Genomic DNA, 15,675 nt, shown 5'->3' on the forward strand with positions numbered 1-15,675 from the left:
GCCGATCACTCAATACTATTTTGACCGAAAAGTGATCGGCATCGATGGTATTGAGTGATCGCGATGAATGGTATTAGGTGATCGGCTTAGATGGTATTAGGTGATCGCGATGCATGAGAATATGCAACGGCAGCAACACTCATTTTACGCTTATCAGAGACAACATTAGGCCGAGCTTTTTCTATGCGAATAATGGCAAGTCTTACCGCTTTATGTGTCGACTTTTCTTTCTGGTTAGACATTCTCTACCTCGATTAGATCTCTTTGGCTAAACTTCTGCTTCATGGCTTCAACATCGATACCTAAAGCACTCAATACCTTTTCACAGCGTTCCATACCTTTCCTAGCTGCATCTCTACCTGCTTCCCCTATATCATCCAACTGCATAAGTTTTATTTGCTGATCAAGCATCCCCTCCCAGTAGGGAAGATGCCGTTTATCTACAATTCCGCTCTCGCAGCTATCGGGCTTACCGCACTTACATTCATCATCATTGGTACACCATCCAATACCTGTTGAACGGATAGGAATAGAGCTAGAGTAGGCTTTAGCCATATCACTGAGAGAGCCGAAAGTTTTAATTAGCTCTCCATCTGCACGGACTTTCTTGATGTTTTTAGCCATATCGCCACCCGTAATCGGTGTGTCTAGTTCAAACCAGTCTTGCTTGATTTCTTCTTCGATCAAATACTTTTCTCGGAGCAGTTCTTCGAATAATTCTGCGTCTAAATCTTCGTTAAAGGCATACAGAGCCGTCATGGTGATTGACCAGTGTTTAAAATGGTCTTTTAGTGCCCTTAAATCACCCAATTCAGAATGCACTGCATAGTTGGCAAAGGTGCGGCGAAACTGGTGCGCTGACAAATTCCAGTTGCAATCTATCTGTTGACATAAATTAGGCAACCTATGAACAGTAATTGTACATCCAGACAACAGGCTAATAGCGTTACTTTTTTTAGATACCGACAAACAAATATGGTCTGAGATTTCTTCTAGCCTATGAACTTCCACATGGTCTTGACTATCCCTTGCTTTTGATAAGTCATTTTCAAGCTGCTTTTGCAATGGCGCACTATAACGACCAAGAATGTCGATAGCTTGAGTTGCAATCTCTGGCGCAATCCATTCAGCTAATCCCGTATGGGTCTTCTCTGACGCGGTTTCAATGTAGTAATACGTCACCTCATCTCTTGTCTCACTGCGATACGCTCCGCGTTTAATACCTAAAACCTCATGGATACGCATACCTGTTGTGAGTAGCAACCAGAAGATGCAACTGTCTCGCAGCAGTAATGATTCACGCTTACCTTTTGATGCCAAAATTTCATCAGCCCTGTCTAAACATGACTTTGTAAACTTACAGAGTGGAATTAGCACTTCGTTAGGGATGATAGGGGTTTTGGGTTTGGTTTTCGCTTTTTGAGCGGCCTCTCCAATCAGTCCTGCCTGCATATTGGCACCAGAACCAGGCCAAGGATGCTCTTTAACAAAATAAAATGCTTTGCAACACTGATAAAGGTTTTCCACTGCGAGGAACTTAAGCGTTTTTGTTGTTAACGAAAGAGGCTTTATTTCGCCATTCCGCTTTGCGCTTAGTCTATTCACATACTTAACATAAGCACTAGAGGTAAAAGCAGTCAAGCCATGCGTTGCAGTTGTGTCTGAACTCAAGGCCCATTTAAAGTAGCCTTTAAGAGAACTTAAAGAATGTAGTAAAGAGTTGACCGCTAATCCTTCTTTTAATTTATTCCATATGACCCATTTTGCCATTTGTTTCATTTCAGGGTTATTTATTGTGCCAAAATTAAGTGTAAGGTTACTTTTGGTGGTGCCTTTAGTCCCTTTAGCAGCAGGAAATTTCCATAGTTCTTCTTCATATCGAGAGTAAACTTGATAGTGACCGTTGGCTAACTTTACATAGGTTACAATGCCCGTCAGGGTGCCATCAATCGCTCGCTCTAGTGTGCTTTGATTAGGCTTTGAACATTGCTGCTCCGCAAACTCAACGTCCGTTAGTATCAACTCAATCAAACTCATTGTGTCACCTTTAACATATCGAGATTTTGCCAGTATGGATGTGGATTGGTTCTTGCTCGTTCCTTTTCAGCATTGACATGCTGCAATTGACCAAGCTTGGCAAACTCAGGCACAACCTCTTCATCCACAATTCTGAGCACGTTCTTTAGGTGCCGCTTCCAGTCTTTACGACCAAATTCATCACGGTTACGAATTATTGCCCAATAGAAGCTAAAGAGCTTATACAAATCATTGCCTGTAATAACGAAGCTCTTACAACGGAAACACCCTAAGAAGTCATTACAGAACGTTCCATCTTTCGGTGCTTTATCCCCATTTTTCGGGTCTTTACAATGGCCGACAGGAACGCTTGGAGCATCGCAAGTTAGCTCTTTGACTCGTATTTCACCCATCAAACCTAGGTTACGTTTTGATTGCTCAGGGGCTTGCAAATAGTAGTCAAGTGAACTTGTTCCACTATGTTTAGCTTGCTGTGCTGCAATCAACAAACTTTCACCACTCAGTTCGTACATGCCATTGATGAAAGTTTTGCGAATACGACTGATATTAAGCTTAATTGTGCGTCCATCTTCATCCTTTAGGTCGTTTTCTTTGATGAATTTTTTTATGTTGAAGTGCAGCGATAAGTCTGACAGAGAGGTAATAGCGCTTTTACTGTTGCTAGCGACATATAAGAATACTAAATTGCTACCACTCACTTGCCTCAATGACGAGCTTAACTGAATAATGGTATCGATCAGGTAAGCCACATCTAGTTTTACCCCTTGTACTACCTCAACGTTTTCTGATTTGCGCAAGTTATGTAATTGTTTTGCATTACCCCGCTTTTTAAACACAGTTAAAAGCTTTCGATTATCTTTAAGTGGATGATCAGTTAAAGCATCCGTTGTCATGTTAAGCAGTGGTGAAGTATTGATACCCGTTTGAATTGCCACAGCAAGTAGGCACAACGTTAATTCGTAACCCGACAATGACTCTCTCTTTTGATAAATAGGTTTAACCGCTTGCTTTAACGCAACAACAACCTGTCTTTTCTCATAGGGAGAGAGTGATCTTTCACTTTTTGCATGTTTACCGGAGTTTGGAAAAGGATTCTTGGGGAAAAAATCACTATTAAGGTTGATGTCATCGACAAGTGGCCAGTAGCCTTTTTCTTTCATACGGACTAACAATGACTTGAGGTGCGTGTAGAGAGCTTTTTGAAAGCTAGGTTTAAACTCACTACCTTTGAGGTGCAGCAAATATTGTTCAATCAGTCTAGGCGTAATGTCATCTTGCGTTAAATCTCCCCTGACTGAGTGCCTGAATAACTCAAGATATTGTGCAAAATAGCGAAAGCCATTCTTTAAATACGTGTGCTGAGTTTCTTCAGTAAAAGCATTAGTGTTTCTCAGTAACGCCTTTGCAGTGTAGTAAACTCGATTCGTGATGTCGTCGTAGCCTTTGCCGTAATAAGAGGTAAAGTCGAAGTTTACGCCATTGCCACCTTTAGAACCCAGATTTGGGTAGGTAACAACTGGGTGTATTGCTCGCACTAAGCCTTGGCTTTGGAGGGCGTCAACGGTTAGCTCTACTGCCGAAGTTTTCCTGATCTTATCTTTGTTGATGGTGAGGTATTTTCGTTGTCTTGCCATGCTACTGCCTACACAATTGCATCAATTTGTTGTTGATACTCAATCGACAGGTCGTCCACCAAATCATTAACCAGATGTAAATATTTCATTGTGGTGGTAATACTGGAATGTCCAAGACGGCTTTGTAGATACATCAATGGCTCAAACTTACTGCTTTTGCGCTCTAAGAGCCCTTTGAGCATGTGAGTTGCATAGGAGTGTCTTAACATGTGCGGAGCCACATGAAAGGGCAGATTCAGAGATTTGAGCGCCTTTCCAAAGGCAGAGCCTTGCGAAGCCCATTCTTGACCATCAGAGGTTAAGAAAAGGCAATCTGAGTTCACTCCTGATTCTTGTTGCTTCTGAAAACGAGCTTCATTTACATAACGCCACAAATCTTCCATTAGCCTTGATGGAATGTGTATTTTGCGCTCTTTCTCACCCTTAGTCCGTGAGATATTTACTTCGTAGTAAGTTTGGTTTCCAGAAGGTTTTCGTATTACGTGTAGGGGGAAAAGCAGTAGCTCCTTACGCCTAATTCCTGTCTGTAGACATAAACGAACCATCAGTTTGAGCGTTGGGTTTTCAATCGAAGATAACAATTCTTGAACTTCATAGGCAGATAAAAACTCTGCTTTCTTTTCAAAAGTTTTCATCATCAAGTCCGAGCTGTATTTTTTGCCACCATTTCTCTCGGTATGAGCCAAAAACTGCTGACCCTTTCGCACCGAAACCGACTCTAGTGAGTAAGGCAATGAGTCAAACCACTTGCCAACACCATAACTGTAAAACCGCACGATCGTTCTTAGGTGTTGGTTGGTTGAATTGACCGACATGCCAAACTCACCAACGCAAAGGTCACGATAGGCGCTGACTAACATTTCATCTTCACTACTTTCAGAAATATTTCGCCAATCTAAACCGTTATATTCACAGAATGTCAGGAATTGATTTAAGTGGCGGGCATAAGTCCACCAAGTATTTTCACTGTCTACTCGCCCACGTTTCAAGCACTCATAAATAAGGAATTGCATTGCTTCAACACAAAGCATTCCAGATTCAATCCCTAGCTTTGTATTATCAACTTCCCACGTTAAGAGGGGAAAGTTAGGGTACTTTACACTTTCAATTTCAAAGTCAGATGTAGATTTGATGCAAAGCATAATTACCCCAAAGAACTGTATGTAAACACAGCATAAGCATTTAGACTATGCTTTGCTATAACATAGAGTAATTTTTATGCGCACATGGGCATGTAACACATTTCTGTCGGATAGGCGACACCTGTTACCAAGTGCCGCCCTCCTAAGAACCGTACGTGCAACTTTCACTGCATACGGCTCAAGCCTCCACTAAGGCGTGTTCTGTTACCCAGCACCCTACATCGCAGCCAAGACAGGCTCAAACCATGAGTTTCTACCTTCCTTTGCCCGTTTTCGCTTACCTAAGTAAGCTTCATGTTCGGGGTTGTAAGGTGTCGCTGCACTCCTGATTTTTACATGTCTTTTTATGAGCGTTTGAGCTATTTGGACAAGGTTAAATCGACAATCCATGTTCGCTATTTTCTGCCAACCATGAAATTGCCATTCTCCCTTACTGCCCAGATAATACTTACGCCTCACCCAGTCCTTACTTTTAGATGGATGACGCCTAACTGCCCAACGCCATAACAACCAGAAAAGTTGATGCCCTACATAACCGAAAACTTGCTTAGCAACACTGTGGCGATAATAGTTCGCCCATCCTTTCAGTTTCGGATTTAATATTTTGATTAAATCGTTAACGGGGATTGTTGGATGTTTTCTGATAAATTCACGTAGATTACTCAAAAATGATAGAACGTTGCTCTTGCTCGGTTTAATGAGCAGTTTGCCTTTGTACTTTCGGATATTGAATCCCAGAAAGTCAAAACCATCATCGATATGAGTTATGTGCGTTTTCTCATCAGAGAGTGTTAAGCCTCTTTCCTGTAGAAAACCAATTAGCTGCGGCTTGATGTCATTAACGAGCACTTCCTTCGAAGAACCTGTGATAACAAAATCATCTGCATATCCGATAAAGTTGACTCTATTCCCTGTTTTACAGGCAATAGTCTTAACCAACTGCTCTAACCCTGCCAGCGTGAGCAACATCAGCGTTGGGGAAATTATCCCGCCTTGCGGTGTTCCTTCTGCTGTTTTGTAGAACAATCCTTTATCAACATAACCACATCCAAGCCATTGTTTCAGCATTCGTTTATCTAATTGAATGTTGTCGATGAGCCATTGATGACCTATCTTATCGAAACAGGCTTTAATGTCACCCTCAAGAACCCATTGGCTAGAGCTTTTCTGACACAAGCATTTGAAGCACTGTGCAATGGCATCTGCTGTGCTTCGGTTAGGTCGAAAGCCATAGCTATTGAGGTCGGCTACCGTTTCTGAAATAGGCTCCAAGGCGAGAAGATGCAGCGCTTGCTGCGCTCTGTCTATCATGCAGGGAATGCCTAAAGGTCTGAGTTTGCCGTTTTTCTTGGGGATGTAGATACGTCTGAGCGGTTGGGCATGATAGCCTTTTCGGCTCAGTTGATTGACCGCAGTCATACAACGAGCATCACTGTTCCAAATGATGCCGTCAATTCCTGGTGTTTTGCTGCCTTTATTTTGAGAAACTCTTTTAACAGCAAGCAATTTTGCTGATTTAGAGTGGGTTAATATCCACTGCAATGCTTTCGCCTTGCCGTGTCTACCTTCTCGGGTTGCTTTTGCAATGCGCATTTGAAGCTTTAATACATGTTGCTTAATCACTTTCCAGTTAATGGATTGCCATTGAGCGCTGTCAGGAGATGCACTCACTTCGATTGAAGTCATCATTTGCGTTTCTCCTTGAATAAAGTTCTTCAAATCATCTTGCAACGGGAGACCAGCTAGAAGTCAGCTCGCTTTCGCGCCAGATAACAACCTGTATCCGCATCATTACAATGCGGCATTCGCTTTTTCTAGCCTCCTTTACCTGCATGACTATCGGCAGTCTTCGCAGACCGCTTTCCCAAAGGGAGCAATACAGGCTTACCCTGTTCCGTATGTCGCGCAACGTCAGGTTAGATGCCCACTATAGTGCGGAGAGTTATTTGATCACGAAAGAGCACTGTCCAATCTCTTTCCAACTCTCATGCCTTTTGGCCACAGCGTATTAACCACTTCCGCTGCTTCTCGTATAACGCACCTTACATGGATTCACTTACGTTCATCATACTGACACCCTAGCACTTACCCGATTGTGGTTATCAGGAAGAACGTCCTCTCACGATTCAGTTCCCATTCGGCATAAGCCAAATATCGTTACATTGTCAGACTCGCTGCTTTATTCAGAGTCTTAGGGTCATCCGGTGATACAGATGGTTCACTCTTATCGCGGTGAACAGCGCTTCATACGACCTCAGGTCGCACGGACAGAAACGAGTTAGTAACGAGCACTGTAAAAGGCGGGAAATAGCAAGGAACGAGCACAAGTTAACTACTTTGCTTAATAGCCTTTATTAAATTTTTTGGATCGTTTGTACCCAGACAAACCGTTGTGCCATCTTTAAGTTTTAATTCAACAGCCGTTAGACCAGAAACATTATATAACCATCCGGTTGAGATTAACCGAATTCCAAGCCCGTAGTACCATTTTGTTCTTATCTCTTGCGCAGACTCAATTTCAGATATCTTTATTGATTTATTCCAAAATTTTGGGCCAAAAAACCATTTTATCTCTCCATCTTCAACTTTGATTGTTAATGCTGAAAAAAGAATTGAAACCAAACCTACAATTAAATAAGCAAATCCAATCGGTTCGGTAGGTTGAGTTACCGAAGCAAAGATAAGCACTAATGTTACAACTCCCATAACAGAAAGCATCGCGATTCCAAGCTGAGTGTTTTTATACTGCATGACAAGCTCCTTTTACAGTTAACGTTTTAGTATTTATGCGTTGCGCTGTTTGCGACGCATAAATCGCTTGTTGGATCTGGGCGATGCCATACCTAACTTTAATCTGTATGTTTTATTCTATAGAAATTTGCTTTTTTACGGTAGTCATTTTTTATACCATACCTTGGCTAATCTTTTGTTATAATTGCATATTTAAGAAATGTTTTCGATATTATAGCTTTTATATTGCCCGGTTATGAGTTTACCCAGATATACCTTGCTGACACGTTTTGGGGCAATAAACGTGTCAGATATACTGACTTAAAAAGGGACAAATTCAACTCTGAACTTGAGGCCGTTGAAGAAAATAGCGTGAGCCTGACAGGACGTCAGGCTAGCTTTCGGTGGCCATGGATGGCCTATCGGAAGCGGTAGCATTTTCGAATAAGGCTGAGGCAGTTACCCAATAAAGTCAAAAGCTGGATCTACCCCATTGCGACCTTTTCGCTGTTTGAAAATGTTGCGGGGCGGCGGGGTGATCCAAGAGGGAACAGCCGTTGGTTTCCTTTTGGTCTGGTGTGGGTGAAGCGCCACGACGTTAGTGGCCGCAGGCCATAACCTAAACAAGCTTTGGGGCAAAGATTTGCCAGTAATAAAACCGTTGCCTTTAGCTGATAAAGTAGCCCTAGGTTGTAGGGCCATTTAATATTAGCAATCTGTACTTTCTGAAAGTAAGAGAGCATCTTCTAATTCAACACCAAGATATCTTATCGTATTGTCTACCTTTGTATGACCTAGTAAAAGTTGAACTGCTCGAATATTCTTTGTTTTTGCATAGACAATAGTCACCTTGGTTCGCCTCATAGAGTGGGTTCCATATAGGTTCGGATCTAATCCCAGATCGGATGCCCATTTCCTAACAATGTATCTATAGTATGAGTAGCTAATCGACTGTTGCTTTAATCTAGGACTGGGGAAAACAAAATCGCTTGCGCTTAACGATGCAAGCAAGATCCATTTAATCAGACTTTGTTGGGTTCTTGACGTGATTTCAAACTGAACTTCAATGTCAGTCTTATGTTGGATATGCTTAACTCGATTAAATATCCGGTCTTGAGAAGAAATATCGCATACTTTCAAAGGTAATAAGTCGCTCGCCCTAAGTTTGCTATCAATTGCCAAATTGAGCAGTGCTAACTGCATCAAGTTGCTCTCAATCTCAAGTCTGGTACGAATTCGCCAAATTTCTTCAAGACGAAAAGGCTTTTTGACACCACTTCGTTGCCCACGGTTTAATATGACCATGATGACCTCCTTTTTGGTTGCTTGGTCATCACGATTATAGTTAGTGGAATTTGCACAGAAATAATTTAGATCATGGAGTCTAATTAATCTGACATTGATTAAAAAAAGTATGGTAATCAGATATGCTGAGCTTTTATCTCTAAGGAACAAGGTTAAACAGCTTCGGGTAGAGAAAGAAATACTAAAAAAGGCCAGTGCCTTCTTCGCGAAAGAAATGAATTAAAGTTTCGGTATATTCGAAACAACCGCTCTCAATTCAAAATAAAAACAGTTTGTAGGGAACTGAAAGTCAGTCGCAGTGTCTATTATGACTGGCTAACGAGACCCGCTAAGATTATTAGCGAAAATTAGCTAAACCTATACCAAACGGCAAAGTGTCTTTTCAGGCGTAGTCGTAACAGCTTAGGCTCACGTCAGCGCTCTATTATGCGTAAGCTTGGCTTAGTCGTGACTCAGCGGCAAGCTTATAAAGTAACGACGAAGCGAAAACACAGCGACAGTGTTGCAGGTAATGCTCTAAACCAAAACTTTAAACCACCGCAGCCTTGCCTAATCAGGTTTGGGCGGGTGATGTGACCTATTTAATAACTAATCAAGGATGGTTATATCTGGCGATTGTGATGGACTTAAACTCTAGGCGCATAATCGGGTGGGCGATATCAAAGCGGATGACCGTCAGTTTAGTTGAGCGTGCGTTACAAATGGCCTCAACGCTTCGTCAACGAGGTCAGGGGATACTGTTTCACAGCAATAGAGGCGCTCAATATACGAGTAAAAAATTTCAAGGAAAAGGCATTATAGCTTCGATGAGTGGTGTGGGAGCCTGCTTGGATAACGCCGTTATTGAGCGCTTCTTTGGTAGTTTGAAGAATGAACGGCTGTTGAATGTTGTGCATTTGACACGAGAAATAATGAAGCAAGATGTTGAACAATACATTAGGTATTACAACCATGAACGGTTGCATACAAAGCTCAGTGACTTAACACCAATCAGCTATGAGAAATTACAAAGTCAGGTGTCCGGTTGTGCTTGACCAGAATAGTCTTTCATATTCACTGTATATAGACTGCTTTTGGTCTGTTTTCTAAAAATACATTTCTATAGTTTTTTGTATTATGAGGATACATTATTGATTTTTAAAATCATGTATCCTCATACTTTCCTTATCCTTAACGCTCTAACTCTATGGACTTAGCGGTAATAATTCCTTGAGCACTCACGTGACCTTTCACTTTTACTTGGTCGCCTGTAACAACTATTTTCCAGAATTCGTCAGCAGGAAGTTTGTCATCATTAAATTCAAATTCAGTGTTTGAGGTTATCAAAACATCATGGCCTGAAACGACTAGCGTCTGGTCTGAAATATCCTCAACAATTCCTCTTAATTCAGTACGGTGCATACCTTCATCGGAGTGATCATTGTCAGATTCGTTTTCTTTTATTTCAACTTTAAATGCGACAAGAATACCATCAAGGACTTGACCTTTAACTTCTACCAGCATGCCATTTTGCAGTTGTTCAAAAAATGTTGCTTGGGTGACATCGTCTCCATCAGTACCCTCAAACAATGTATTTTCATTGGTACTAACGTTCACGCCGACAATATCAAAACTAAAGTCTATAATATTACTTACAGTGCCTTTTAACTCTGTATCATTATCATCGCCTTCATTTTTACGCTCCATTTTTGTTGCTATATTATTGCCTTCATTATCAATAAAGCCTTTTATTTCAACAAAATCGCCAACGGTTAAATCAGCTAAATCAAAAAAACGTTCGCCTCTATCAGATTCATCTTTCATCTTTGTTTGGTTGCTAATTTCAAACACAACGTCAAGTACGGTCACTGTACTTAAATCTAAATCAACTCCTTGTATAGCACCTTCTAAATTTAAGTTAGTTCGTTGATGAATGCGGATTTCTTTTGCCAGTAAATCACCAGTGGCATTATATTCCCCTTTAATTTTTACCCGCACGTTTAACATTAAAGAATCAACTGAACCATGTTCAAACTCGGTATTTTCATCAGTAATTACGTGAATGTCATTAACAATGAAACTACTATTTGATTCAAAACTCGTGATAAATCCTTCGGTATGTTTATCATCACCGTCTTCATGCACTTCTTTGCTTTCTTTGAGTTTTATTTCACTCACCACAAATATATCATTGGCTAATGCTGAAGATAGGCCCTTAACACGTACTTCTTGATCCTCAGCCAAGTCTGCTTCAACAAAATCGTCGAATACTGCCGAACTATAATCAATTGTTAGACTACTTAAAGTGAACGTTTTATTAACAGTGTCTAGCATTTCAACCATGCCTTGCACTTTTAACTTGGTAGACTCAGTTTCTTTTTCAATTCTTGTCGCGTACAAGTTACCATCTGCATCAAAAAAGCCACTGATTTCGAGAAAGTCTCCGGGTATAAGTTCGATGAGTATGACATTGTCCAAACTGGTTAAATCGTCAAACAAAATGGTTTGTCCAAGCACAGACAAAGAATTGCCAATTAGATCGATACTATCAAGCGGTCCTTTTATTTGTTCATCATAATGAATAGAACTAGCGTTACCCGTAGTCCCGTCTTCATTTATTTCACCATTGAGCGTAATAATCATACCAATCTGTAAATCGGTTTCACTTGCTCCTGCATTATCATCGGTTGAAACCTCTGCGGAGTCGGTTTCGTATTCAACACCATTAACAAAGACACTACCAAAACCAGTAATAACTCCCGTAATTTCTGTTGTAGTAGCGCTAGATGTAGGTGGGGTTGGTACAGTAGGATCGGGTGGGGTTGTTGGATTTGTTGACGAACCACCACAACCAGCAAGTATTGATGTGATGATGAGTGGAAGAATATATTGTTTTAACATTTTTTTATCCTCAGTAATTAATCATATGTAAAAAATATGTGAAAATTTTTTATTGTGATTGATAACTTTGGAAGACGGCTATTTGATGACTAAATAAGAAATTTAAAATCACTTTGATAGACTTTCTTCGTAAAGAAAATAGCAAACTATCATTTACTCTAGGTAATCAACAATTCACTACGATTGTTTTGTACTCATTCGATTAAGTATAGAACAATTTATCAACATGATCAGATTATAAGTCAACCAACTTAACCAATCAATGTAGTGGTCAACTTAATTTGGCCACGGCTTTAGAATCTAACCAAAACCTTCGCTCTGATCCATTTGGGCTCAATCCAGCCCGAACTCAGTCATTTTTAGTTTCAAGAATTCAGCTTGAAAACCGTCTTTTCTGTATGCACAGGTAAACCAAATCCGTTGCTCACTATCAACATCAAAGCCTACTGATGTGGCTGAAATGAGAATTCTCATGATGCTCGTGCTTTAGCACAGACCAATATTCAAAATCCACTCTTTCAGTAGCATGTACATTTAAGGCCAAAGCACTAACTAATATCAGAAGCAATGCTTTCATTTTCTCCCCCCTTACATTTCCTAATAAGAAACCCCTAATAAGGTTCAATCATTAGTAATATTAAGTCAAAAAGTTTCTTATGAAATTGTTAGTTTTTACAGATCTAAGTAGGAATGGGGCAGAAATGAGTTTGCCAATATCGCCCCTATCCGATCCTAATCAGCAATGAAAACACAGTTCCTATAAGAACCATGCTTTCTTTCAGTTCACCCACATAATCTTAGATATTAACCATTATAATGGGTGTTACACCTTTAGGGATTCATAACAAACTTTATTATCAAAAAATGACATTCGTTCTCAAATAAATTATCAAAGTTTTGGGTTGTTACCGTTGATGATGATATAAATTTTTATCAAACTTTAATATGGTCGTTCATAAGTGTCGAATGGCAGGCATCAAGGTCTACAGATTGTCACCTATAAAGTAACTTTGTGTAGACCTCGTGATTCTAGGCAACGCGCTTTTACTATCTCTGTGGTAAATACTGGGTGAAATACAAGGGCATCACAATATTGGTTTGTTCTAACGCTGATGAGCCTTGTGTGCCAGTTAACTTAAAGGTTTTACTTGGAGCACATTTTTCAACGTAGGATGCCAGCGATTTTGCTCTTGTACGTTTACCACTTTTTACTTCAACAGGGATGATATCGCCTTCATCGGTTGCCAAAATAAATTCGATTTCGGCGCGGGCGTCATTCCATGAATAACTTGGGACAACGCCAATGGCAGTGAGCTCTTGTTGTACAAAGTTTTCAGCCACATAGCCTTTGTATTCGTAGTTTTGTTGCTTAATCTCTTTATAACTGCTGCCCAGCATATGATTGAGCAGACCCACATCAAACATAAACAGTTTAACCATATTTACTTTTTTATAGGCCGCCAGAGGTGATTTCGGCAATCCTTCAATAGGGTAGTTTGGCAAGGCTAAGCGGCAAAAGTTAAGCCAATGAATTGCGGTTTCAAAATCGCTATAACGAGATTTACGTTCATGCACATGTTTAAATTTAAAGCGTTTAACGGACTCATCGCTCCCAATTGATAACTGAGCTGGAATGCTATTAAACACAGATTCAATCAGTGTGGCATCGACCTTGCCCGCATACTTACCGAAATCTCGGCGATAACCTTCAACTAAATCGGCATGAATTTTAGTGACTTTTTCAACACGCTCTAAAATGCTTGAATCTTTTAACTGATACCAAGCCGAAACGGCTTCCGGCATACCACCGGTAAAAAAGTAGTCTGTTAGTTTATCCATCAATTTCGTGTGCACTGCCGGTGTGCTTGCTTGACTATCAAACGCTTTGATCAGTGCTTGCTCGCTTGATGCGTAAATAAACTCTTGGAAGGTTAGTGGTCGTAAATTGTATTGTTCAACCTTGCCCACAGGGAAGGTGTTGAGCAAGCCAATGTTCGAGCCGCTAGCCGCGACAAAATAGGATGGTGCTTTTTCAGCAAAATACTTTAGTGAGGTAACGGCACGTTCACATTCGCCAATTTCATCTAATATCAGCAGATCGGTTTCTGGGTTGAATGCCTGATTGGTCAAAAGCTCAATGTTCATTAATAGCTCATCAGGTGACAGTGAGCCATCGAACGCTTCTTTGTAGGCGGGATTTTCAAGAAAGTCGATACGCAGGATGTTGGCAAAGGTGTTACCAAACAACTCCTGCAGCAGATAGGTTTTACCCGTTTGTCTTGCGCCATCAATCAATAGTGGCTTGCGCACAGGTTGTTTTTTCCATGCTATTAGGGCGTTTAGTAAGTTGCGCTGCATTGTTATTTCTCGCCAATTAATGTCGTTAACGACCTATACTATAGCTCGATTTACACTTTTATGCGCATAAAAGTGTGATTTTTTACATTTTTATGCGCATAAAAGTGCTTGTTGGATTTATTTCATGCATGTTACTCTTTATTTAATTTTGAACATCAAGCTTGCACAATCTCGCCCATTAATGGGCGAGTCAAGCAATAAATGGATTCCATAGTAAGCGGCAAATGAAGCAGTGAAACATTAATCCAAATTGCTCAAATCAACATTCCACGGTAAGCATCCGGGCAAGTACATCTTCTGAAACCCGTATTGGTTTCCTATATTAACGACTGACTATTACATCAGGAGTTAATATGTCTAAACGTTCAGATGAGGATTGGGCTGCTTTGATACAGTAACAATCCGCCAGCGGCTTAACGATTTCACATTTTTGCCGTCAACATAAGCTTAGTCTAAGCAGGTTTTACGCCCGCAAAGCGGATATGGCTAAAACAAGTAGTCCAAAGTTTATGCCGTTTGTTCAGGCCACAATAGCCTCGCCGACGGCGATGACAACTCAACCTAGTGCTTCATCCCAGGTTATCCATTTTCAGCATCAAACTGGGTTATTGTCTTCCCCCAGCGCATTACCCCGACACTATCTGCTTGAGATTATAAAAGACCTGTAAGTTTGTTGATGTTTTGTGAGCTTCCCAGTGTTTATCTGCATCTCGCACCGGTGGTTGAAGGTTTATAACCCTATGTAAAGGTTAATAATTTCCTACTCTATATTCTGGAGCTGAATGTGGTGCAAGTTTTATTTTATCTTTAATTCAATAGGTTATTGTTATTTTGTTTTGTGGTCATTACATTTAGTCACCACTTTAGTACCACTTTAATTGGTCTGTAAGCTGATATTCTTATGGGCAAATCCCCCCCTTGGTATTTCTTTTTATTCATTCATATTCTTAGTCAGTCTCTTTTATGGCAACACACGTTAGCATGTAATTAGATATTTAACGTCTATAGCGTGTAAAGGTCGTTTTAACGGTTATGGCGTGTAAAACTTGATTTACCTGTTGTAGCGTGTAAAGTGATATTGGGACTGTTTATATAGGTAAAGTGATTATGAAGGTGACGAACTCAAAGCAGCTTAGTGCGTATCTTAAAGATGCGCGGCTAAATATGAAGCTATCGCAAAGTAAAGCGGCTAGTAAGGTCGGCATTCGTCAGGATACGGTTTCTAGCTTTGAGCAGAACCCTGACTCTACTAAATTAGAAACACTGTTTAAAATATTATCAGCATTAAACCTTGAGTTAGACATTAAGGTTAGAAACCCAGAGTTAGTGGGTGAACTTGTAGATGATAAAGCCATACCGACTGAGCAAGAATGGAAGGAGGAGTGGTAATGGCTATCCTTGATGTTTATATGAATGGTTACCTAGTCGGAGAGTTAACTAAATCGACCACAGGCTCCCATCTGTTTATACCCAATCAACTTGAAGATGCGGATTGTAACATCTGAAAATTGTCATTGATCCGCGACGTCAAATCGCCACCCATTTCCGGCAGTGTTTCTTTAAAAAATTTTGATAGAGCGGCCCTAAAT

The 15,675-nt window shown here is 40.5% G+C and carries 10 protein-coding genes and 3 pseudogenes; 3 read left to right on the forward strand and 10 right to left on the reverse strand.

The window, feature by feature from the left end:
• Positions 1-86: 86 nt before the first annotated feature.
• The 7 genes from IEW93_RS20665 to IEW93_RS20695 form a co-directional block, all read right to left on the reverse strand.
• Positions 87-242 (reverse strand): hypothetical protein, encoded by a 156-nt coding sequence (locus IEW93_RS20665; RefSeq protein WP_229706732.1) that lies wholly within the window; start codon positions 240-242, stop codon positions 87-89.
• Positions 235-2,037, reverse strand: coding sequence for a site-specific integrase (locus IEW93_RS20670; protein WP_188741108.1), 1,803 nt, complete (start codon positions 2,035-2,037; stop codon positions 235-237). Before IEW93_RS20670 ends, IEW93_RS20665 begins: the two co-directional genes overlap by 8 nt.
• Positions 2,034-3,671, reverse strand: a complete 1,638-nt coding sequence (locus IEW93_RS20675) for a site-specific integrase (RefSeq protein ID WP_188741109.1) — start codon at positions 3,669-3,671, stop codon at positions 2,034-2,036. Before IEW93_RS20675 ends, IEW93_RS20670 begins: the two co-directional genes overlap by 4 nt.
• A gap of 8 nt (positions 3,672-3,679) precedes the next feature.
• Positions 3,680-4,813, reverse strand: a complete 1,134-nt coding sequence (locus tag IEW93_RS20680; RefSeq protein WP_188741110.1) for a tyrosine-type recombinase/integrase — start codon at positions 4,811-4,813, stop codon at positions 3,680-3,682.
• A gap of 216 nt (positions 4,814-5,029) precedes the next feature.
• On the reverse strand, positions 5,030-6,502 hold the full coding sequence (ltrA, locus tag IEW93_RS20685) for a group II intron reverse transcriptase/maturase (protein WP_188741111.1): 1,473 nt from the start codon (positions 6,500-6,502) through the stop codon (positions 5,030-5,032).
• Between the two features lie 639 nt (positions 6,503-7,141).
• The gene (locus IEW93_RS20690; protein WP_102037497.1) at positions 7,142-7,564 is read right to left on the reverse strand and encodes a hypothetical protein; all 423 of its coding nucleotides are present in this window, start codon (positions 7,562-7,564) and stop codon (positions 7,142-7,144) included.
• A gap of 687 nt (positions 7,565-8,251) precedes the next feature.
• Complete coding sequence (locus IEW93_RS20695) at positions 8,252-8,848, reverse strand: tyrosine-type recombinase/integrase (protein WP_188741112.1); 597 nt, start codon at positions 8,846-8,848, stop codon at positions 8,252-8,254.
• Positions 8,849-8,975: 127 nt separating this feature from the next.
• On the opposite strand from IEW93_RS20695, the pseudogene IEW93_RS22125 reads away from it, so the two are divergent.
• Positions 8,976-9,882: pseudogene (locus IEW93_RS22125) on the forward strand (IS3 family transposase); the annotation flags it as partial.
• A 136-nt stretch (positions 9,883-10,018) separates the two neighbouring features.
• Here IEW93_RS22125 and IEW93_RS20705 read toward each other — a convergent pair.
• Complete coding sequence (locus IEW93_RS20705; RefSeq protein ID WP_188741114.1) at positions 10,019-11,728, reverse strand: DUF5666 domain-containing protein; 1,710 nt, start codon at positions 11,726-11,728, stop codon at positions 10,019-10,021.
• Positions 11,729-12,775: 1,047 nt separating this feature from the next.
• Positions 12,776-14,086, reverse strand: a complete 1,311-nt coding sequence (locus IEW93_RS20710) for an ATP-binding protein (RefSeq protein ID WP_188741115.1) — start codon at positions 14,084-14,086, stop codon at positions 12,776-12,778.
• A gap of 413 nt (positions 14,087-14,499) precedes the next feature.
• Between IEW93_RS20710 and IEW93_RS22355 the strand changes: the two are divergent.
• Positions 14,500-14,754 (forward strand): annotated as a pseudogene (locus IEW93_RS22355) (IS66 family insertion sequence element accessory protein TnpA); the annotation flags it as partial.
• 439 nt (positions 14,755-15,193) lie between these two features.
• Positions 15,194-15,475 carry a helix-turn-helix domain-containing protein gene (locus IEW93_RS20715; protein ID WP_188741116.1) on the forward strand — a complete coding sequence of 94 codons (282 nt, stop codon included), beginning with the start codon at positions 15,194-15,196 and terminating at the stop codon, positions 15,473-15,475.
• A gap of 85 nt (positions 15,476-15,560) precedes the next feature.
• On the opposite strand, the pseudogene IEW93_RS22130 reads toward IEW93_RS20715, so the two are convergent.
• Positions 15,561-15,675 (reverse strand): annotated as a pseudogene (locus IEW93_RS22130) (IS630 family transposase); the annotation flags it as partial.

Origin of the sequence: Shewanella inventionis (genome assembly GCF_014641855.1) — a bacterium.
In the GTDB taxonomy this organism is placed as follows: domain Bacteria; phylum Pseudomonadota; class Gammaproteobacteria; order Enterobacterales; family Shewanellaceae; genus Shewanella; species Shewanella inventionis.